17 protein-coding genes are annotated in these 21,246 nt (G+C 69.0%); 5 read left to right on the forward strand and 12 right to left on the reverse strand.

Annotated elements, in window-relative coordinates; genetic code table 11:
- Positions 1–6: 6 nt before the first annotated feature.
- From ACGTNF_RS03725 to osmF, 9 genes are all read right to left on the reverse strand, one after another.
- Positions 7–3,687, reverse strand: coding sequence for an ATP-binding protein (locus ACGTNF_RS03725; protein WP_394600469.1), 3,681 nt, complete (start codon positions 3,685–3,687; stop codon positions 7–9).
- 233 nt (positions 3,688–3,920) lie between these two features.
- Positions 3,921–5,777, reverse strand: coding sequence for a protein kinase domain-containing protein (locus tag ACGTNF_RS03730; RefSeq protein ID WP_394600470.1), 1,857 nt, complete (start codon positions 5,775–5,777; stop codon positions 3,921–3,923).
- A 19-nt stretch (positions 5,778–5,796) separates the two neighbouring features.
- On the reverse strand, positions 5,797–7,098 hold the full coding sequence (locus ACGTNF_RS03735) for a 2-oxo acid dehydrogenase subunit E2 (protein WP_394600471.1): 1,302 nt from the start codon (positions 7,096–7,098) through the stop codon (positions 5,797–5,799).
- Positions 7,099–7,120: 22 nt separating this feature from the next.
- On the reverse strand, positions 7,121–8,098 hold the full coding sequence (locus ACGTNF_RS03740) for an alpha-ketoacid dehydrogenase subunit beta (protein WP_016855002.1): 978 nt from the start codon (positions 8,096–8,098) through the stop codon (positions 7,121–7,123).
- 1 nt (position 8,099) lies between these two features.
- Positions 8,100–9,305, reverse strand: a complete 1,206-nt coding sequence (locus ACGTNF_RS03745; protein ID WP_394600472.1) for a thiamine pyrophosphate-dependent dehydrogenase E1 component subunit alpha — start codon at positions 9,303–9,305, stop codon at positions 8,100–8,102.
- A 373-nt stretch (positions 9,306–9,678) separates the two neighbouring features.
- Positions 9,679–10,431 carry an ABC transporter permease gene (locus ACGTNF_RS03750; protein ID WP_394600473.1) on the reverse strand — a complete coding sequence of 251 codons (753 nt, stop codon included), beginning with the start codon at positions 10,429–10,431 and terminating at the stop codon, positions 9,679–9,681.
- Positions 10,424–11,368 (reverse strand): ABC transporter ATP-binding protein, encoded by a 945-nt coding sequence (locus ACGTNF_RS03755; protein ID WP_394600474.1) that lies wholly within the window; start codon positions 11,366–11,368, stop codon positions 10,424–10,426. Before ACGTNF_RS03755 ends, ACGTNF_RS03750 begins: the two co-directional genes overlap by 8 nt.
- Positions 11,365–12,531, reverse strand: coding sequence for an ABC transporter permease (locus tag ACGTNF_RS03760; RefSeq protein ID WP_394600548.1), 1,167 nt, complete (start codon positions 12,529–12,531; stop codon positions 11,365–11,367). The genes ACGTNF_RS03755 and ACGTNF_RS03760 overlap by 4 nt, the downstream gene beginning before the upstream one ends.
- Positions 12,532–12,657: 126 nt before the next feature.
- The gene (gene osmF, locus ACGTNF_RS03765; protein ID WP_394600475.1) at positions 12,658–13,584 is read right to left on the reverse strand and encodes a glycine betaine ABC transporter substrate-binding protein OsmF; all 927 of its coding nucleotides are present in this window, start codon (positions 13,582–13,584) and stop codon (positions 12,658–12,660) included.
- Positions 13,585–13,680: 96 nt separating this feature from the next.
- Between osmF and ACGTNF_RS03770 the strand changes: the two genes are divergently transcribed.
- The 3 genes from ACGTNF_RS03770 (at position 13,681) to ACGTNF_RS03780 (ending at position 15,202) form a co-directional block, all read left to right on the forward strand.
- Positions 13,681–14,637 (forward strand): DUF1853 family protein, encoded by a 957-nt coding sequence (locus ACGTNF_RS03770; protein WP_394600476.1) that lies wholly within the window; start codon positions 13,681–13,683, stop codon positions 14,635–14,637.
- Between the two features lie 162 nt (positions 14,638–14,799).
- Positions 14,800–14,943 carry a hypothetical protein gene (locus tag ACGTNF_RS03775; protein ID WP_394600477.1) on the forward strand — a complete coding sequence of 48 codons (144 nt, stop codon included), beginning with the start codon at positions 14,800–14,802 and terminating at the stop codon, positions 14,941–14,943.
- A 40-nt stretch (positions 14,944–14,983) separates the two neighbouring features.
- A complete protein-coding gene (locus ACGTNF_RS03780) occupies positions 14,984–15,202 on the forward strand; it encodes a hypothetical protein (RefSeq protein WP_394600478.1) in 219 nt (72 codons plus the stop codon).
- A gap of 75 nt (positions 15,203–15,277) precedes the next feature.
- Here the strand turns inward: ACGTNF_RS03780 and cysS are convergent, their stop codons facing one another.
- Both cysS and ACGTNF_RS03790 read right to left on the reverse strand, forming a co-directional pair.
- Positions 15,278–16,687, reverse strand: coding sequence for a cysteine--tRNA ligase (cysS, locus tag ACGTNF_RS03785; protein WP_152479012.1), 1,410 nt, complete (start codon positions 16,685–16,687; stop codon positions 15,278–15,280).
- Between the two features lies 1 nt (position 16,688).
- Positions 16,689–18,368, reverse strand: coding sequence for a glutamine--tRNA ligase/YqeY domain fusion protein (locus tag ACGTNF_RS03790; protein WP_394600479.1), 1,680 nt, complete (start codon positions 18,366–18,368; stop codon positions 16,689–16,691).
- 152 nt (positions 18,369–18,520) lie between these two features.
- Between ACGTNF_RS03790 and ACGTNF_RS03795 the strand changes: the two genes are divergently transcribed.
- Positions 18,521–19,027 carry a peptidylprolyl isomerase gene (locus ACGTNF_RS03795; RefSeq protein ID WP_394600480.1) on the forward strand — a complete coding sequence of 169 codons (507 nt, stop codon included), beginning with the start codon at positions 18,521–18,523 and terminating at the stop codon, positions 19,025–19,027.
- A 77-nt stretch (positions 19,028–19,104) separates the two neighbouring features.
- Entirely contained in the window at positions 19,105–19,869 is a 765-nt protein-coding gene (locus ACGTNF_RS03800; protein ID WP_394600481.1) for a UDP-2,3-diacylglucosamine diphosphatase, read from the forward strand.
- A gap of 87 nt (positions 19,870–19,956) precedes the next feature.
- Here the strand turns inward: ACGTNF_RS03800 and ACGTNF_RS03805 are convergent, their stop codons facing one another.
- Positions 19,957–20,988 (reverse strand): CobW family GTP-binding protein, encoded by a 1,032-nt coding sequence (locus tag ACGTNF_RS03805; protein WP_394600482.1) that lies wholly within the window; start codon positions 20,986–20,988, stop codon positions 19,957–19,959.
- Between the last annotated feature and the right edge of the window lie 258 nt (positions 20,989–21,246).

Consider the following 21,246-nt stretch of genomic DNA (forward strand, 5'->3'; position numbering starts at 1 on the left):
CCTCGCTCATGCCGATGCCTCCTGACGGTCGTTCTGGCGGTCCTGCAGGCGCTGGGCCAGGCGGCTCAGGCGCGGCTCGATGCGCTTGAGGCGGCGTTTGTCCGGCGCGGCCTCGTCGCGGTCGATCAGATAGCGGTGCTGGAACAGCATCAGCACGTCCGACTCCGGATTGGGGAAGGCGCCGACGATATGGATGCGGTTGTTGTCGCAGGCGTCGAACAGTTTCTCGACGTTGTGGTACGCCAGGGTGCCGATCTCGTCGATGGGCCAGTGCACGGCGACCTCGGCCGGGCCGCGCAGCAGCCGGGTGAAGGCCAGCAGGAACTTGCACAGGATCAGATAGGCCATGCCGTGGCTGGAGGACTCCAGCAGCTGGCGGTCGTTCCTGATCACCAGGTCGGCGCCGCCCTCGTTGAGGTGCAGCTCCAGGCGCAGCAGGCTCTCGACGCTGTACTGCTGGTCGCTGCGCAACAGCTCCACCACGTCGCCCAGGGCGTCGAGGTAGTCGTCGTCCGGCAGCGCGCGGCCGCCGTCGCGCCACTCGCGATAGCGCTGGGCGAAGCGCTTGAGCGGCTCCCAGAACCCGAGCTCGTCGATGGTCGACTGGATCTTCACCTCGGCCTTGCCGATGCCCTCAAGCCTCAGGTCGTCGGCCACCTCATCGGAGAGGCGCCGGCTCTGGGCGTTGATGCGCCGGTTGAGGTCGCGGAACACGGTGAAGAACTTGTCGAGATCGTCGCCGAGATTGCGCCCTTCCTGGAGCAGCTGCTGCTGTTGCCCCTCGAGCAGCTGCAGCATGTCGGCCAGCACCGCCAGCAGGCGGCGCGGACCGGTGTCCTCGAGCTTGGCACGCTCGGCCTCCAGGGTGTCCTGGAAGTCGGCGCTGGCGCCCTTGATCAGGTCGGCCTCGATCTTCTCGCAGCCGCGGCGCAGCGCGTCGAGCGCGCGGGCATGGTCGGCGAGCGCCTGGCGGGCGCGCTCGATCCGCTCGTCGACGTCACCCGGTGCCTCGCCGAGCGGCTCGCTGGCCGGCGCCAGGGTCAGCCCCTCCAGGGTGTCGAGCAGCGGCGCCAGGGTCTCGACCAGCGCCTGCTCGGCCTCGCGGCGGGTCTTGAGTTCGCCGACGGCCGCCCGATGCTCGGCCCGGTCGGCGTCGAAGGCGTCCTTGAGCGTCTTGCGCTCGCGTTCGGCGCCCTGCTGCGCCTGGCTCAGCTCCGCTTCCCGCGCCACCAGCCGTGGCTTGCGCTCGCCCCAGTCGAGGCGCATGAAGCGGGCGTAGGCGTCGAGCTCGTCGCGCCGCGCCTCGGTATCGTGGATGCGCTGTCCCAGTTCCTCGATCTGGGCACGGGTCGCCCGGACCTGGACCGGGTCGACGCCGCGATCGGCCAGCTCGCGATCGAAGGCGGCCTCGAGCTCCTCGCGCTGACGGCGGTTGTCCTCCCGGATCTCGCCGAGCTGGCGTCGATACTGCTCGATCTGGCGGTCGACGCCGGCCAGCTGGCCCTGATGATCGGCGGTGAGCTCCATGCGCTGGGCACGGTGGGTCTCGTCCAGCGTCGCCAGCGACTGATCACACTCCTCACGCAGCGCCTGCTGCGCCGCTTGCTGCTCCTCGAGGGCCCGACGGCGGCTCGCCTGGCGTTCCTGCTGGGCCTGCTGATGACGCAGCTGACACTGGCTGCGGGCCTGCAGGGCGTAGTCCACCTCCTCGGCGGCGCGACGCTTTTCGCCGCCGGCCCGCTCGAGACGCGCGTCGGCCTCCTGCACCCTGTCGTGGCCGGCCCTGAGCGCCTTCTCGGCGTCCTGCTCCGCCGCCCGGGCGTCGGCCAGCGCCTGCTCGGCGGCGGCGATCTCGGCCTGCAGGCCGGCCTCGTCCTGGGCATGGTCCGGTAGCGCGATGGCGGCCAGGTCGAGGGCCAGGCCGTGGAGGTCGTCGCTGGCGTCGTCATTGAGCTGCGGTGAGAGATCGCGCCGCTCGAGCAGCGCCGGCGCCAGCACCTTGCCCAGGGTCTGTTCCCAGCCGGGACGGTGGTGGCGCAGGAAGTGCCGCAGGCTGCCCTGGGCCGGGTCGCGCTGCACCTCCAGGGCCTCGAGGCGGGCCTCGGCCCGGGCCCGCTGCTGACGGACCCGGTCGAGCTCACGCTCGGCGTCGTCGCGGGCACGCTTGTGACCGTCGAGCTCGCCGCGCAGGGTGTCGAGGGTGGCGGCGATGGCGTCCTGGGCACTTCTGGCCTCGTCGACGCGCAGCTGGGCCCGCTCGGCCTCGCGGGCCTCCTCCTCGGTCTGGGTGCCGTGGGCGAGCTCGGCCTTGAGTTCGGAGAGGCGCGCGGTGAGCCGCTCGATCCGCCCCCGATAGTCGCCGTCCAGCGCCTGGCGGCGGGTCTGGTAGTCGGCGTCGAGGCGGCTCTCGGCTTCGCGCTGGCTCTCGCGGCGGGCTTCCTTCTCCTCGCCGAGGGCGTCGATCTGGGCCTGGAGCTCGTCGCGGCGGCGCTCGAGCTGATCGCCGAGCTCGACCAGCCGCGCTTCCAGGCGGGCCTTGCTCTCCTGCACCGCCTGCTGCATGAACTCGAGGTGGTCGCGCAGGCCCTGCTGCTGCTCGCGCCACTGGGGCAGCGCCTTGAGGTCCTGCTCCAGGCCGGGCATGTCGGCCTCCTCGAAGGCCTCGAAGCGGCGCTGGAGATCGTCGAGCTCGGTGCGGGTCTGCTCGAGCTCGCTGCCCATCTCGCTGAGGCGGTCGTTGACGTCCTGGCGCGCCTGCTCATAGGCCTGCTCGCGGGCCTGGAAGTCGCGCTGGCGCTCGCCGATCTGCGCTTCCAGATCGGCCCGGCCGCGCTCGGCCCGGGCGCGGTCGGCCTCGAGCTGGGGACGCAGCTGCCACAGTCCGGCCTCCAGATCGGCGATCTCGCGATCCTGGCGCTGCAGGTCCGTCAGGGCCTCCTGCAACGGCTCGAGGCGCATCGACTGGCGCATGCGGGCGATCCACTCCCGCGCCTTCGTGTTGCGGATGCGGGTCATCGGCAGCTCGACGCCGTCTTCCTCGAAGATCGCCGCCAGCATGGTCTTGAGGGTGTCCATCTTGCCCTCCTTGGCATGCACCGCCGAGACCAGCTTCTCCATGTGGCGGATGCGCCGCCCGGCGCGCACCAGGCTGAAACGGGCGGCCACCTGGCGCAGCTTCAGGCCCTCGCGGCGGCCACCACCGCTGCCGTGCTGGGTGAAGTCGTTCTGGATCACCGCGCGGTATTCCGAGGTGGCGCCGAGCTTGTGCGACACCTGGGTGCCCTGGCGGCGCAGCCCCTGGTTCCACTGGGCGTAGTCGAGGGCGACCACGCCGCCCTCGGTCTCGACCAGGTAGTCCTCGGGGCGATAGGGCGCGCCGACGAAGCGATACTCGACGCCGCCCTCGCTCTTGCGAGTCAACACCGCCTGGCAGACGTCGCCCTCCTCTCGGCGATATTCATAGACCAGATAGCTGTTGCGATGCGGCAGGTAGAAGGCATCGAACTTGCGACGGGTCTTGGGCACCACCCGGTTGGGCAGCTCCCCGTAGAAGACCGGCACCAGGCGCTGCAGGGTCGTCTTGCCCGAAGCGTTGGTGCCGCAAATGTTGGTGTGGCCATCGACATCCAGTTCGACCACCCCCTCGAGATGACCGTGGATCATCACGATGCGTAACAGCTGAGCCATGCGGCGTCCTTGATCTTTGCTGACAGTCGCGAGCGCCGGAACATGTGGGGCAACGCCGGGGGCAAGCCTTCGCGAGGACGCTGTAAACCCGTCCCTGGGCGCTTCTTTTGACGTCCCTGGTCAAAAGAACCTCGCTCCGCCTTGCCCCCGGCCCCCGATGTCTGGCTAACAGAAGGCGCTCCAAGGCCGCCTATCTTGCCAGAGTGACGGCGTAAGCTCATGGCCGAAAGGCCCTAAGGACGGCCTTCCGTGTCAGCCAGCTCGCTCATCGCCGCCAGGGCGGCACGCGGGTCGCGGGGATAGAAGCGCTCCGGCTGGCGGGCCACGTGGGCGAAGACGCGGGTGTCCTTGTAGGGCATCTTCATGAAGCCCGAGACGCCGAGCCCCTCGATGCGCCCTACCGCGGCGAGGATGTCGTCCAGTCGGCGGCGGAATTCGGCCTCCCGGGACGGGTCGAGCAGCCGGTAGTGGCTATGGATCTTGAGGTGCTCGGGCAGCGCCTCGAAGATGATCATGCCGGTGTGGTGGATCTCGTTGAGCGCCTCCAGCGAGGCGATGATGGCCTCGGGCAGCACCAGGAACTCCTCCGGGTCCGGGCCGTCCTCGAAGTAGCTGTGCAGCCGCGAGCGGTCCTCGAGCTCCGGCACCGCGCTGACCTCGTAGGCCAGCCGCAGGTCAGGCGGCATCACGAAGGGGCGATCCGGGCCTTCGCGGTCCAGGTGCAGGGTATCGCGGGCGTTGAACAGGCAGCTCTTGAAGATGCCGCGGCGGTGGATGCCCCGGGCCAGGCTGACCATGTTGTTGACCGCGGCGATGAAGGCCGGCTTGAGCTCGGGGTCATGCAGGTTCAGCGACGAGTCGATGTAGACGCCGTCGGCCTCCCAGCGTACCGCCAGCCCGCCTACCACGGGGTACTTGCCGAGCCGGCTGACCGCGGCGAGAAAGGCCTTCTCGGTCTCGCCCATGCCCTGCATGAAGTTCCGATAGTAGCGGTCGAGCTGCACGTCGTTGACGTCACTGAGGGTCTCCCGGCCGTCCTCCTCGCGCAGGAAGGCCTTGCGCGAGCTGTAGACCACGGTGTCGATCTCACGGTCGGCGGCCCGGGCCCATACCGGCACCAGCGGCGCCTCGGGCGGGCTCGGCAGGTCGAGCATCACCAGCCGCGACAGGCGCGGCATCTCGCGCAGGAAGTGATCGCCGGCCTTCATGCGGGTGCGCGGGTCGGGGTCGAGCATGCCGTCGAGCATGCGCGCGAACTCCATGGGCAGGCCGAGCGAGGTGGCCGGAATCGCGCGGTGACCGAAGCGACACGACTGGGCCGAGGCCAGCGCATAGAGGGTGCCGGCGGCGCCCTGCTCGTCGAAGCGTGGCGACGACAGCGCGCCATTGAGCTGATCGTCGCCGATGAAATAGACGTCGCCCAGGCGGGCGTTGGTCTGCTGCAGGTTGTCCGACATCAGCTCCATGACGTTGGCCGAGACGAACTGCAGCTCGGCGTCGAGCTGGGCGAACACCGAGGAGCCCCAGTCGATCAGCGCCACGCTCTCGTCACGCGCGTCGAACACCAGGTTGGAAGGCTTGATGTCGCCGTGGACGATGGGCCGGCCGGAGGGGCCTGACTCGCGGCGCAGGGCGCGCAGGATATCGGCCAGCTGGGCGGCGATATGCACCACCCGCCGCGGCGACAGCCGTCCCTCGCGCAGCGAGACCTCCTCCAGGTTCTCGCCGGGCGCGCGCTGCATCACCAGGATCGACTGGTGGCGCACACGCTGGAAGACGATCAGCCGCGGCACGCGGGGATGGGCCACCTGCTCCAGCATGAAGGCCTCTTCCTCGAGGCGGTCCTGCAGCGACTGGGGCAGGTTGACCCGGGTGAACTTGAACACGTACTGCTCGCCGCCGGCGGTGAGGCCGGCGAACACGAAGCCGTAGGCGCCCTTGCCGATCAGCGCGATCTCCCGGTAGCCCAGCTGCTCGAGCTGGGCCTGGCACAGCGCCACCCACTCCCGCAGCTTGCGGGCATCGTGGTGGCTCAGCAGGTAGACCGACTGGTCTTCCGGGATATAGAACTGCTGCAGCGGCTGGGTCATCGTTCCCCCCAGGCGATCCTCAGCTCAACTCGAGCAGCATGGTCTCCGGGTCCTCGAGATACCCCTTCCAGGCGTTGCAGAAGCGGGCGATGGTGCCGCCGTCGAGCAGGCGGTGATCGCCGGCCCAGGTCACGGTCATGATCGCCCGGCGGGTCACCTCGCCGGCGTCGTCGAAGCGCGGCAGCCACTGGCTCTTGCCGATGGCGACGATCGCCGCCTCGGGGGCGTTGATGATCGGCGCGGCGTAGGTGCCGCCGAGGGCGCCGATGTTGGAGATGCTGATGGTGCCGCCCTGGAGATCCGCCTGGGCCACGCGCCCTTCCCGCGCCGCGCCGGTCAGACGCTGGATCTCGCCGGCCACGTCCAGCAGGCTCAGGCCTTCCACGCCCTTGACGTTGGGCACCATCAGGCCGGCCCGGCCGTCCACCGCCATGCCGATGTTGCAGCACGGCAGATAGTGGATCTCGTCGCCGGCCTCGTTGAGCCGGCTGTTGAGCAGCGGATAGTCCCGGATCGCCAGCGCCATGGCCTTCATGAAGAACGGCATCAGGGTCAGCTTGATCTCCCGCGCCTCGGCCCGGGGCTTGAGCCGCTCGCGCAGCGCCAGCAGCGCGGTGACGTCGATCTCCTCGCCGTACTGGAAGTGCGGGATGGTCGAGGCCGCGGCCACCATCTGCCGGGCCATGGCCGCGCGCACGCCGCGCAGCGGCTCGACGCGAATGTCCTGTTGCCCCTCGTCCCGACGCTCCCCCCGGGTATCGCCCGACGCGGTCGCGCGTCCGCCCTCGATCAACGCCAGCACATCCTCCTTGAGCACCCGGCCGTCCTTGCCGGAGCCGGGGACGTCCTCGAGGCGCAGGTCATGCTCGCGCACCAGGCGGCGCACCGCGGGGCTGGCCGGAATCCGGCCGTGGGGACCTTGACCGGCCGCGGCCCGCTCGGGTCGCTCCTGCTCGGCCGGGCACACCTTACCCGCCCGCGGCGCCGGCGCCTCGACGCCGGACGCTCCGGTGTCGGTATCGGCACCCGCCTGCGGCGACGGCGCCGATGCCTCGACGTCTTCCGGCTCGGCGGCCGGCTCGCCGTCCGCCGTCTGGTAGGCGAACAGCGGCGCGTGGACCTTGGCGATCTCACCCTTGGGCACGTGCAGCTTGGTGACGCGCCCGGCCTCGGGGGCGGTGATCTCGACCAGCGCCTTGTCGGTCATCACCTCGACCACCGGCTGGTCCTCCTCGATGGCGTCGCCCTCGGCGATGCGCCACTCGACGACTTCACACTCCACGATACCCTCGCCGATATCGGGCAGCTTGAACTCGGTCATCGTGCTTGCTCCTGTCCTGGACTCAGTAGTGGACGCTCTCGCGGATGGCCTCGAAGACCTTGAGGTGATCCGGCAGATACTCCTTCTCCAGCGTCAGCGGGAAGGGCGTGTCCAGGCCGGTCACGCGCAGGATCGGCGACTCCAGGTACAGGAAGCAGCGCTCCTGCAGGGTGGCGGCGATCTCGCCGGCGAAGCCGCCGGTCTGCGGTGCCTCGTGGGTCACCACCAGCCGGCCGGTCTTGAGCAGCGACTCCGCCACGGTGTCGGCGTCCCAGGGCAACAGCGTGCGCAGGTCGATCACCTCGCAGGAGATACCCTCCTTCTCGGCCAGCTCCACCGCCTGGTCGATGACCTCCATCTGGGCGCCCCAGCCCACCAGGGTGACGTCGCTGCCCTCCTTGGTGACCTCGGCCTCGCCCAGCGGCAGCTGATAGTCCTCCTCCGGCACCTCGCCGGTGGAGGCGCGATAGAGCCGCTTGGGCTCGAAGAAGATCACCGGGTCCGGGTCACGAATGGCCGCCAGCAGCAGTCCCTTGGCCTCGTAGGGATTGCGCGGCACCACGATCTTGAGCCCCGGCGTATGGGTGAAGTAGGCCTCCGGCGACTGGGAGTGATAGTGGCCGCCGGAGATGCCGCCGCCGTAGGGCGCGCGGATGGTAAGGCCGCCGACGTTGAACAGGTCGCCGGAGCGATAGCGGAACTTGGCGGTCTCGTTGACGATCTGGTCGAAGGCCGGAAAGATGTAGTCGGCGAACTGGATCTCGGCCACCGGCACCGAGCCCTGGGCGGCCAGGCCGTTGGCGAAGCCGATGATGCCCTGTTCCACCAGCGGCGTGTTGAAGCAGCGCGCCCGACCGTAGCGTTCCTGCAGATGGCTGGTGGCGCGGAAGACCCCGCCGAAGCCGCCCACGTCCTCGCCGAAGCACAGCACCTTCTCGTCCTCGGCCATGGCGATGTCCAGGGCGTGGTTGATCGCCTGCAGCAGATTCATGGTCGGCATGTCAGGACTCTCCCTCGTCGTCGGTGCGGCTCAGCTCGGGGTCGAGGAAGCGCGCGCCCTTCGGATAGGCCTCCGGATGGCGGCGGATATGCGCCTTGAGCGCGTCGAGCTGATGCTGCAGGTCCGGCGTGACCTCGGCATAGACGTCGGTGACCAGCGTATCCAGGGGCGGCGGCGGGCGCTTCTCGGCGCGCTTCATGGCCTCCAGCACCTCGCGGCGCAGCCGCTCCTGCAGCTCCTTCTCCTCGTCGTCGCTCCACCAGCCCTGGTCGCTCATCCAACGCTGCATGCGCAGGATCGGGTCCTTCTCGCGCCAGGCTTCCTCCTCCTTGCGCGAGCGATAGCCGGACGGGTCGTCCGAGGACGAATGCGCCGCCAGACGATAGGTCATGGCCTCGATCAGCACCGGCTTGTTGTGCTCGACGGCGATGCGCCGGGCCTCCTGGGTCGCGCGATGGACCGCCAGGATGTCGTTGCCGTCGACGCGGATCACGTGCATGCGATAGCCGAAGGCCCGCGGCGCCACGCCGTCGGCGGCGAACTGCTCGATGGCCGGCGTGGAGATGGCGTAGCCGTTGTTGCGGCAGAAGAAGATCACCGGCACCTCGTGCACCGCCGCCATGTTCAGGGCGGCGTGGAAGTCGCCCTCGGAGGCGGCGCCCTCGCCGAAGAAGGTGATGCTGCACTTGCCCTCACCGGCCAGCTTCTGGCCGTAGGCATAGCCGGTGGCCTGGGGAATCTGGGTGGCCAGCGGCGAGGAGATGGTCATGTAGTGGAGCTTGCGCGACCCGTAGTGGATCGGCATCTGTCGCCCCTTGCCGTAGTCGAGCTCGTTGCCGAACAGCTGATTCATGAACTCGTCGAAGGTGAAGCCGCGATAGACCAGCGCGCCCTGCTCTCGGTACTGGGCCATGATCATGTCGGCCTCGTCGAGCGCCGCGGTGGCGCCGATCACCGCGGCCTCCTCGCCGGTGCACTGCATGTAGAAGCTGAGCCGGCCCTGGCGCTGGGCGGCCATCATGCGCTCGTCGAGCACCCGGGTGGCGATCATCGCCCGGTAGATGGCCCGGGCCTCGTCGCGCTCGAGGGTCGGAGCCTCGGCGCCCTCGCAGAGGGTGCCTTCCTGGGTCAGCACCCGATAGGTGGGAATGCTGAACTCGTCACCGGCCAGGAACTCCGGCACGTGGATATCTCGCGTCGTGGTCATCGTCGTGATCCTTACCCCTTTTGGGGGCAGTGTTGTCGCTCTTGTGTCGGACCGCCAGGGGATCGCCCGGCCGTCGATCAACGCACGACACTGACGTTAACGTAAACTGAAAACCTTCGATAGCACGACGAAAGTCACACGCCGGCGAGGCCGCGTTCAAGCTGGGCCCAGGGCAAGCCTGCGCGGAGACGCAATAAACACATCCCTGTAGCTCCCGACGCCCTGCGGCGCTCTCGCGTCCCGCTTCGCTTGCAGGTCCGGGACTGTCCATCCCTGGCCAGCCCGTTCGGAGCATTGCTCCTCACCCATGGCGTAGGAGCTCCGCTTAGACTTGCCCTCGGCGCTGACTCCCAATGCCGGCGGGTAAGCGCTCTCAGGCGGCAGCCGGCTGCAGCCGGGCGAAGACGCTGTCCACGGTCAGCGCCAGCAGCCCGATCAGCAGCGCGCCCTGCAGCACGTAGGCGGTGTTGCCGTTGACGATGCCGGAGATGATCGGGTCGCCGAGGTTGCTCGCCCCCACGGTGGCGCCGATCGCCGCGGTGGCGATATTGATGGTCACCGAGGTGCGGATGCCGGCCAGGATCACCGGCGCGGCCAGGGGCAGTTCCACCTGGCACAGCAGCTGGCCGCCGGTCATGCCCATGCCGCGGGCCGCCTCGCGCACGCCGGGATCGACGCCCTCCAGCCCGGCCAGGGTGTTGCGCACGATCGGCAGCAGACCGTAGAGCAGCAGCGCGACGATGATCGGCAGGGTACCGAAGCCCAGTACCGGCACCGCCAGCGCCAGCACCGCCACCGGCGGGAAGGTCTGCCCGATCGAGGCCAGCTGAGCGACCAGCGGCAGGAAGTCGCGGCCGGCGCGGCGCGTGACCGCCACCGCGGCCCCGACGCCGATGGCCACCGCGGCCAGCGCCGCGACGGCCACCACCAGCAGGTGACGCCCCAGCAGGGTCAGGAAATCGGCCCGGGCATAGACGACGCTGCGGCTGTCCGGCTCGACCAGCCGGAAAAGCCCCTCGAGCCACGGCATGCCCACGCAGGCGGCGAGCAGCAGCGAACTCCAGGCCAGCGGCACCAGCCAGCGCCGCCCTCCCCCTATCACCAGGCGACTCACGGCCTCACTCATGATGCTTCGCCCCCACCAGCTGGCGCAGCGACAGCTCGCCGACCGGCATGTCCTCGTCGTCGACCACCGCCAGGCGCTCGGCGTGGCGCCACAGCATCATCGACAGCGCCTCGCGCAGGGTGGCATGGCGGGAGATGCGGTCCCTCGGCAGCAGCCGCGGGCTCAGCGGCATCATCCGCTCGCCGACGGTCAGCAGCGCCGCCTCCTTGAGGCCACGGTCCTCGCCGCCGAGCAGCGATTCGACGAAGGCGTCGGCGGGCTCGCGCAGCAGCTCGAGCGGATGGCCCTGCTGGCGGATGCGGCCACCGTCCATGACCACCAGCCGGTCGGCCAGCCGCAGCGCCTCGTCCATGTCGTGGGTGACGAAGACGATGGTCTTCTGCAGCCGCGACTGCAGTTCGCGCAGTTCGTGCTGGAGCGTCTCGCGGGTGATCGGGTCCAGCGCCCCGAAGGGCTCGTCCATCAGCAGGATATCGGGATCGGCGGCCAGCGCCCGGGCCACGCCGACCCGCTGGGCCTGGCCGCCGGAGAGCTGACGCGGATACTTGCCGGCGAACTCCTCCATCGACAGGCCGAGCATCGCCATCAGCGCCTCGACCCGCTCGCGGATCTGCGCCGGGGGCCATTTCAGCAGCCGCGGCACCAGGCCGATGTTGCGCGCCACCGTCCAGTGCGGAAACAGCCCGGTGCTCTGGATCGCATAGCCCATGCGCCGGCGCAGGGTCTCCTCGCGGAAGTCGCGGATCTGCTGGCCGTCGATGTGGATCTCGCCGTCGCTGTGCTCGATCAGGCGGTTGATCATGCGCAGCGTCGTCGACTTGCCGCAGCCGGAGGTGCCCACCAGCACGCACAGCTCGCCGCGTTCGACGCGCAGCGAGATGCCGTCCACCGCGGCGGTCTCGCCGAAGCGCTTGGACACGCCGATGAGTTCGATCATGTGGCCTCTCCCTGGCGTGTGAGGTCGGTCAGGGCGCCCAGCAGGGCGTCGGCGATCAGCGCCATGACCAGGATCGGCAGGGCGCCGAGCAGCACCATGTCCATGGCCGCCTGCCCCAGTCCCTGAAAGATGAAGGTGCCGAGGCCGCCGGCGCCGATCAGCGCGGCCACGGCGGTCAGGCCGATGGCCTGCACGGTGGTGATGCGGATGCCCTCGAGGATCACCGGCGCCGCCAGCGGCAGACGCACCTGGCGGAACACCTGGCCGCGGCTCATGCCCATGCCACGAGCGGCATCGATCACGCCGGGGTCGACCTCATCGAGGGCCACGAAGGTATTGCGCACCATCGGCAGCAGGCTGTAGCCGACCAGCGCCAGCAGCGCCGGCGCGGCGCCGATGCCGCTCACGCCCAGCGCCGCCAGCCACTCGACGTGGGCGCCCAGCCAGGCCAGCGGCGCCAGCAGCAGGCCGAACAGCGCCAGGCTGGGGATGGTCTGCAGGAAGTTGAGCACCGCGAAGCCGAGCGTTCGGCAGCGCGCCCAGCGGCGCATGGCCAGCGCCAGGAGCACGCCGAGCACCAGGCTGACGCCGACGGCGGCGCCGACCAGCAGCAGATGCTCGACGATGGCGGCGATGAAGCCGTCGCGGCGGGCCAGGAACTCCTGGCGCAGCGCCAGCGGTGCGAGACCGAACGTCAGCCAGGCGGCGAGGCTCACCAGCGGCACCAGCAGCAGCGACCAGCCCAGGGTCCGCGGCAGCGCCAGCCGTGTGCGCAGCTCGATCAGCGCCAGCAGCAGCAGGAACAGCGCCACCCAGACCCCGGCGCCGACGCCCATGCGGGCCTGGGGCAGATCGGCATCGACCAGCCGCGCCGACGCCAGCGCCAGCCAGGCCGGCAGTGCGGCGAGCATCGCCACCGCCAGCCCCAGGGCCCAGCGCAGTCGACGCCGGTCCGGGCGCCAGGCCAGCGCCAGTACGGCCAGCATCGGCACCAGGCTGAACAGCCATCCCGGCCAGCCGGCCACGTCCCAGGCGGCGTGGCCCTGGCCGGGCACGATGCGATTGGGCGCCACGCTGACGGCATCGAGCCCGCTCCAGGCGACCAGGGTCGCCAGCAGCAGGCTCACGAGCACGACGTTGGGGCGAGGCGGGCCCCTGTTCACCGCTTCCTTGTTGATCACTTCCTTGTTCACCACTTCGGCGTTCACCCCGCCCTTGCTGCGCCCTACGGTGTCTGACGATCCCGACTCGCTCTCACGACTCACTCTCACGGCTCATTCCGGAGCGGCTTATTCGTCGAGCGTGTCGAGGAAGTCCCCGGCCACCTTGGCCGGGTCCAGGCCGTTGACGGCCACGTCGCCGTTGAGGCGCTGCAGGGTGTCACGGTCCAGCGCCTGGAACACCGGCGCCAGCAGGGTTTCGATCTCGGGATGCGCCTCGAGCACGTCGGCGCGCACCACCGGCGCCGGCTGATAGACCGGCTGCACCCCGAGGGTGTCATCCAGCACCTGCAGATCGAGGGCCTTGAGGCCGCCGTCGGTGCCGTAGGTCATGGCGGCGTTGACGCCGCTGGTCTGCTGGGCGGCGGCGCGCATGGTAGCGGCGGTGTTGCCGCCGGAGAGCACCAGCAGTTCGTCCTCGGAAAGCTCGAACCCGTATGCCTGCTGGAAGGCCGGCAGCGCCTGGGGCGATTCGACGAACTCGGCGCTCGCCGCCAGCTTGAAGTCCCCGCCGTCGTCGAGATAGGCGGACAGATCCTCGAGGCTCTCCAGCTCTTGCTCGCGGGCCAGGGCGCCGCGCACGCTGATCGCCCAGGTATTGTTGGCCTCGGCGGGCGTCAGCCACACCAGGTCGTTGGCCTCGCGATCCTTCTGGCTGACGGTGTCGAAGGCCTGCTCGGCGTCCTTCCATACCGGGCTGTCGGCCATGTCGAAGAAGAAGGCGCCGTTGCCGGTGTATTCCGGGTAGAGATCGATCTCCCCGGCGACCAGGGCGGAACGCACGATGCTGGTGGCGCCCAGCTGCAGGCGATCCTCCACCGCGATGCCACCGTCCTCGAGGCGCTGCAGGATCAGCTGCCCGAGCACCGAGCCCTCGGTGTCGATCTTGGAGGCGATCACCACCGGCTCTCCGGCGTTGTCCTGAGCCTGCGCCGCGCCCACGGTCATCAGGGTGCCGGCCGCGATGGCGACGAGACGTGTCAGTACTGGCTGCATGGATACCACCCGCTTCCCGAATGAATGTATGCTGGAGTATAAGGCCTGTATAGCTTCTCTGTCAGAGCGCCATCTCAACGCCCGGAGCGAGACCGCATGCCGCCATTCCGCGATGACATCCGCCCCTGGTGCCACCCGCTGGTACGTGACCTGGCCTGGCTGGTTCAGGCGCCGGACCTGATTGCCCTCCCCTCGTCCGGCCGCCCCGATCGCCACTGCCTGGGTCTCGAGAGCGACGACGCCCTGACCGACTATCTGAGCCACCTGGACGATGCCCCCGAGGACCTGGAGCGCTACGTCGGCGCGGCCCTGGAGGGCCGCATGGGGCACTATCACGAGCGCCTGTGGCAGTTCCTGCTCGATACCGCGCCCCAGACCCGACTGCTCGCTCACAACGTGCCGGTGCTGCAGGAGCGTCGCACGCTGGGCGAGCTCGACCTGATCTATGCCGAATCGCCGGATCCCGTGCCGGTGCATCTCGAGGTGGCGATCAAGTACTACCTGGGTCTCACCGAGGGCCCCGGCGACGACGACGATCAGGCCCGCTGGGTCGGCCCCGGCGGCCTGGATAGCCTGGCGCTCAAGCGCCATCACCTGGAGCATCACCAGCTGCCGCTGGCCCAGCGCCCGGTGGCGCAGCAGGCGCTGGCCGAGCGGCTGGGAGCCCCGGTGACGGGGCTGCGGCAGCGCCTGGCGATGCCCGGCGTGCTGTTCTATCCCTGGCGGGCAGAGCTACCCGCCCCGCGCGATGCCACGCCCGATCACCTGCGCGGCCACTGGCTGCCCTGGCGCGACTGGTCACGCTGGCGCGCCAGCCTGCCGGGGCAGGCGCTCGGCGCCTGGCTGTGCAAGCCTCACTGGCTCGCGCTGCCGCCCCGTTCACAGCTGAGCACGCTGCCGACCCTCGAACACCGCCTGCGGCTGCATTTCGCCCGTGGCGACGCACCGGTGCAGCTCGGCCTGCATCTGGAGCACGCCTCCGGTGCCGCCTGGCAGCGCGTGTTCATCGTCGACGATGCCTGGCCGCATCGACTGCCCCTGCCACCGTCATGATGGGCTAACGGCCTGTCCACGACCGACTTGGGCCACCGTCTGTAACTTTAATTTACAAACAGCGTTTCTGAACTATGCTGTCGGTAACGGCCCGCCTGACGCTCCCACGACCGGCGACGGCGAGTCGCTTCCCTTGGTTCCATGCCGTTCGGAGGGATGCTCATGAACCAGGAACTGCGGTTGATCCACACGCCTCACGACGTCCTTGGCCTCGTGGATCTCGCCAACGCCGAGCGTCGACGCGATGTCTATTCCCGCTGGTACGGGCTGACGGAACCCCGCCTGAAGATCTGGAAGGCTTGCTGAGCGCTCGCCCGAATGGGCGGCTCACGAAGGAAGGTGACGCATGAACATGAACGCTCGGATCGACCCGCGCTGGCAGCATGTCCACGCCGACTGGTGGCAGGACGACCGGGGCAACGACATCCACCGTGTCGACATCGATGACGATGCCCTCTATCACTGCCACCTCGTCGGATCGACCCTGCCCTGGGACGCGGTCGCCGTCAGCCTCGATGAAGCCATGGCGCTGGTCGACGAGGCGCTGGGCGCGGAGACACGCTGAGAATCGAGGATACTCAACGAGAAACGCCCGGCACGGGCCGGGCGTTTCGATTACCTATCGAGCGAGCATCGGGACTCAGTCGCCCGGCGCTTCGAACACCCAGCCGGTGCCCTCACGGCTGTCCTTGAGCACGATGCCCAGTGCGGCCAGCTCGTCGCGGATGCCGTCGGCGGTGGCGAAGTCGCGAGCCTTCTTGGCCGCGGCACGCTCGGCGATCTTCGCTTCAATCTCGGCCTCGGTCATCGGCAGCTCGCCGGCACCGGCGCCCTTCAGGAAGGCCGCCGGTGCCTGCTGCAGCAGGCCGAGCACGCCGCCCAGACGCTTGAGCTCGGCGGCCAGGGCCGGCGCCTGCTCGGGGCTTTCCTTCTTGGCGCGGTTGAGCTCGCGGGCCAGGTCGAACAACACCGACACCGCCTCGGCGGTGTTGAAGTCGTCGTCCATGGCGGCGGTGAAGCGCTCATCGAAGCGCGCATCGACCTCGCCTTCCCGCACCTCGACGCCGTCCAGGGCCAGCCCGTCCAGCGCATTGTAGAAGCGCTCCAGCGACTTGCGGGCGTCGGCCAGCGACTCCGGCGCGTAGTTGATCGGGCTGCGATAGTGACTCGACACCAGCAGGTAGCGCACCACCTCGGCGTCGTGATGCTCGAGCACGTCGCGAATGGTGAAGAAGTTGCCCAGTGACTTGGACATCTTCTCCTGGTTCACGCGCACCGCGCCGGCATGCATCCAGGTGTTGACGTAGGGCTTCCCGGTGGCGGCCTCGCTCTGGGCGATCTCGTTCTCGTGGTGCGGGAAGGTCAGGTCCGGCCCGCCGCCGTGGATGTCGAAGGTTTCGCCGAGGCAGCAGGTGGACATCGCCGAGCACTCGATGTGCCAGCCGGGACGCCCCTCGCCCCAGGGCGAGCGCCAGTTGGCCTCGCCGGGCTTGGCGGCCTTCCACAGCACGAAGTCGAGCGGGTCTTCCTTGTGCTCGTCGACGTCGATCCGGGCACCGGAGCGCATGTCGTCCAGGTCACGGTTGTTGAGCTTGCCGTAGCCGTCGAACTTGCGCACCCGGTAGTAGACGTCGCCGTTGTCCGCCGCGTAGGCGTAGCCCTTGTCGATCAGCGTCTGGATCATCGAGACGATCTCGTCCAGGTGCTGGGTCGCGCGCGGCTCGGCATCCGGACGCAGCACGCCGAGGCGGCCCTCGTCCTCGTGCATGGCATCGATCATGCGGTCGGTGAGCGCCTCGATGGTCTCGCCATTCTCGTCCGCCCGCTTGAGGATCTTGTCGTCGATATCGGTGATGTTGCGCACGTAGCTGACATCGTAGCCGCGGGCCCGCAGATAGCGGGTGATGACGTCGAAGGCCACCATCACCCGGGCATGGCCCAGGTGACAGAAGTCGTAGACGGTCATGCCGCAGACGTACATGCGTACCTTGCCCGGCTCGATGGGCGTGAAGGTTTCCTTGCGACGCGTCAGGGTGTTGTAGATCTGCATGTCAGCCCTTCTTCTGGGCCTTGGCCCAGCCATCCTTGAGTCCCACGGTGCGGTTGAACACCAGCTTGCCGTCGCGGCAGGCATGGCGGTCGGCGCAGAAGTAGCCGACCCGCTCGAACTGGAAGCGGCTCTCGGGCGCGGCGTCGGCCAGGCTCGGCTCGCCCATGGCCTGTACCACGGTCAGCGACTCGGGGTTCAGGTGCTCGAGGAAGTCGGCGTCCTTGTCCTTGTCCGGCTGCTCGACGGTGAACAGGTTGTCGTAGAGCCGTACCTCCATCGGCACCGCCTGCGCGGCGCTGACCCAGTGGAGCACGCCCTTGACCTTGCGGCCCTCGGGGTTCTTGCCGAGGGTGTCGAAGTCGACCGAGCAGCGCAGCTCGCTGACCTCGCCGGCCTCGTCCTTGATCACCTCGTCGCAGCGGATGACATAGGAGTTGCGCAGCCGCACTTCCTTGCCCGGCGCCAGGCGGAAGAACTTCTTCGGCGGCTCCTCCATGAAGTCGTCGCGGTCGATGTAGATCTCCCGTCCGAACGGAATCTCGCGCACGCCCATGTCCTCGCGGGCCGGGTGCCCGGCGACTTGGTAGGTCTCCGCGAAGTCCTCGGCGACGTTGGTCAGCACCACCTTGAGCGGCTTGAGCACGCACATGGCGCGCGGCGCGTTGTCCTCGAGGTCGGAGCGGATCGCGTGGTAGAGCATGGCGATATCGACCAGGCCGCCGTCGGCACGGGTCACGCCGATCATCTCGCAGAACTTGCGGATCGAGGCCGGGGTATAGCCGCGGCGACGCATGCCGGACAGGGTCGGCAGGCGCGGGTCGTCCCAGCCGTCGACGATGTTCTCGTCCACCAGCAGCTTGAGCTTGCGCTTGGAGGTCAGGGTGTAGTTCAGGTTCAGCCGTGCGAACTCGATCTGACGCGGCTTGGCCGGCACCGGCAGGTTGTCCAGGAACCACTCGTACAGCGGACGGTGATCCTCGAACTCCAGGGTGCAGACGGAGTGCGTCACCCCTTCCAGGGCATCGGACTGGCCGTGGGTGAAGTCGTAGGACGGATAGATCTTCCACTTGTCGCCGGTCTGGTGGTGCGAGGCGTGGCGGATGCGATAGAGGATCGGGTCGCGCAGGTTGATGTTCGGCGCGGCCATGTCGATCTTGGCGCGCAGCACCTTCTCGCCCTCGGCGAACTCGCCGACGCGCATGCGCTCCAGCAGGTCGAGGTTCTCCTCGACGCTGCGCTCGCGGTAGGGGCTCGGCGTGCCGGCCTCGGTCAGCGTGCCACGATACTCGCGCATCTCCTCCGGGGAGAGGTCGTCGACGTAGGCCTTGCCCTCGCGGATCAGGTGCTGGGCCCAGTCGTAGAGGGTATCGAAGTAGTCCGAGGCGAAGCGCACGTCGCCGGCCCACTCGTAGCCCAGCCAGCTGACGTCCTCCTTGATGGCGTCGATATAGGCCTGCTCTTCCTTCGCCGGATTGGTATCGTCGAAGCGCAGATGACAGTCGCCACCGAACTGCTCGGCGAGCCCGAAATTCAGACAGATCGACTTGGCATGGCCGATGTGCAGGAAGCCGTTGGGCTCCGGCGGGAAGCGGGTGACGATCTTCCCCTGTCGGCCGGCCTCGATCTCTTCGCTGATCTGGTTGCGAATGAAGTTCGGCGCGCTGGTGGTCTCGCTGGTCATGTTGATTGGGCAACCTCTGGTTGAACGCGGGCCTGTCGTCGCGACGCCGCGGGCCTGACCACGGCTTCGCGCATCGACGCAAAGCGGCTATTATAGCGCCACGTGCCCATACGGCGCCAAGGCATCCCGCTTCGAGAAGACAGGACATCGTGATGATCATCTTGCAAACCAATTTCGGCGATATTCATGTCGCCCTGAACCACGACAAGGCGCCGAAGACCGCCGCCAACTTCGAGCAGTACGTGCGCGACGGCTACTACGACAACACCCTGTTCCACCGCGTGATCGACGGCTTCATGGTCCAGGGCGGCGGCTTCGACCTGGACTTCAACCAGAAGCAGACTCGTGAACCGATCGAGAACGAGGCCGACAACGGGCTGGCCAACACCCGCGGCACCCTGGCCATGGCCCGCACCCAGGACCCGCACTCCGCCAGCGCCCAGTTCTTCATCAACGTGGCCGACAACGACTTCCTCAACCATCGCGGCAAGAACCTGCAGGGCTGGGGCTACTGCGTGTTCGGCGAAGTCGTCGAGGGCATGGACGTGGTCGAGCGCATCAAGGACGTGGCCACCACCCGCCGCGGCATGCACGCCGACGTGCCGGCCGAGGACGTGATCATCCAGCGCGCCTACGTCCAGGACGACGCCGAGGCCTGAATCCCGGCCCCGTGAGTCTCGCGCCCTCGCCCTCCGGCGGGGGCGCTTTCCTTCATCCGCTGCCCGCGAGAGATGCCATGTCGACCCTGCTGATCTCCGATCTTCATCTGCATCCCGGCGCCCCGGCCATCACCGAGGGCTTTTTGAACTGGCTGGAGACCCGCGCCGCCGGCGCCGAGGCGCTCTATATCCTCGGCGACTTCTTCGAGGCCTGGATCGGCGATGACCTGCTGGATCTCGGCGCCGCCGATCCCACCGGCACCGCCGCGCTCGCCGAGCGCATCGCCGAGGCGCTGAAGCAACGCGCCGAGGCCGGCACCGCCATCTACCTGATGCACGGCAACCGCGACTTCCTGCTCGGCGAGCGCTTCGCCGAGGCCGCCGGCGCCACCCTGCTGCCCGATCCCAGCGTGGTGACCCTCGGCGACGAGCGGGTGCTGCTGATGCACGGCGACAGCCTGTGCACCCTGGACGAGGCCTACATGGCCTTCCGCGCCAAGGCCCGCGACCCGCAGTGGCAGGCGCAGATCCTGGCCATGCCGATTCCCGAGCGCATCGCGCTGGCCAAACAGCTGCGCGACCAGTCCGGGGAGGCCAACTCCAACAAGGCCGAGGACATCATGGACGTGACGCCGGCCGAGGTGGTCCAGGCCCTGCGCGAACACGGCGTGACCACGATGATCCACGGCCACACCCACCGCCCCGCCGCCCATGATGTCGACCTCGACGGCGCGACGGCGCGCCGCTTCGTGCTGGGCGACTGGCAGCCGAATCAGGGCTGGGAGATCGAGGTCGCGCCGGGTCAGGCACCGGTGCTGCGCGACTTCCCGCTGCAGGGCTGAGCGCTTCGACCCGGGCGATCATGATCCAGCGTCAAAAAGGGCCCATCCGGCCCTTTTCGTGGGTACGCCCCCCGCTCCTGCCCTGTCCTAGATCGACGATGTCCGACGGCAGCGGGCCATCCCGGCCTCGAGCGCCTCGGCGTCCGGCATCCCTCCGGCCTCGGCGATCAGCTCCAGGCGCGAGTCACGGCGCCACTCGCTGGGCGACAGCGGCCCTTCCCCCCCGGCGCGATTGATCGAGACCCATCCCGTGTCCGTGTGCAGCACGCCCTTGACCCGCAGCACCGCCGGCAGAGCGTCCAGCCAGGCCGTGATGGCCGAGGCGTCGAAGACCTCATCGGCATGCCAGCGCCAGCCCAGGCTCTCGTGGCCCAGCGACGCGCCGCTCTCGCGCACCGGCGCCCCGACGCGCGGTGCCCGAGCGTCCAGATCGAGCCACGGCCCCGGCGTCTGGGCCAGAGCGAGATGCGCCGCCGGAGAGACCGATGAGGCCAGATCCCGGTGCGCGCCACCGTCGAGCAGCCGCTCGACCGGCAGGCGACCCTGGGGCGCCTCGACCACCCAGCGCTCGCCCGGCAGGGTCTCGGCCAGCCAGCCCCGTGCCGCCGCCACCTGCTGCGCCCCGAGCCGATCGACCATGGTCAGGGCCACGCCGTCGGCCAGCCGCAGCTGATCGCGGAAGGTCTCGTGGCCGCGCGCGCGCGGATCGTCCAGGCGTCTCGGGTCCAGTACCGCCACCACGTCGCGAAGATCGAGCACCCCGCGGAAGGCCTCGCCTCGCAGCAGCTCGATCAGCCCCGCCGGATGGCCGAGCCCGGAAGGCTCGATGATCAGCCGGTCGGGCCGCTCGCGACGCAGCAGCTGGACCAGGCTCGTTTGCAGCACCGTGGCCAGCTGGCAGCACAGACAGCCGCCCGGCAGGGCCTGAACCACCACATCGTCGCGCTCGGCGAACATCGCCTGGTCGATGCCGACGCGGCCGAATTCGTTGATCAACACCGCCCAGCGCTCACCGGACGGCTTGTTCTGGATCAGATGATGAATGAGCGTGCTCTTGCCGCCCCCCAGGAAGCCGGTGATCAGATGGGCGGGGATATCGCGCAGCGGCGGCCGGGCCATGGGCAACTCTCGTCGGCGGAAGGAAGATCGAGCGTCATCATCGCATGCTCACGGCCCCCGCCCCCAGAGCGAAGCCCCTCGACCGGTGGCAAGGGATTGGAAGATAACGGTATAAAATTCGAGGCCGGATCACCCGGCCCCCAGGGACGTCATCGCCGGCCGAACGGCAGACCTAAAGAAAGCCACGAACGACGGCCACGAAAAAGGGGGCCGAAGCCCCCTTTTCACCTTCCTTTTCTCCCCTCGCGGGATCCCGCG

Origin of the sequence: Halomonas sp. B23F22_10, assembly GCF_043496975.1 — a bacterium.
Classification (GTDB): domain Bacteria; phylum Pseudomonadota; class Gammaproteobacteria; order Pseudomonadales; family Halomonadaceae; genus Halomonas; species Halomonas smyrnensis.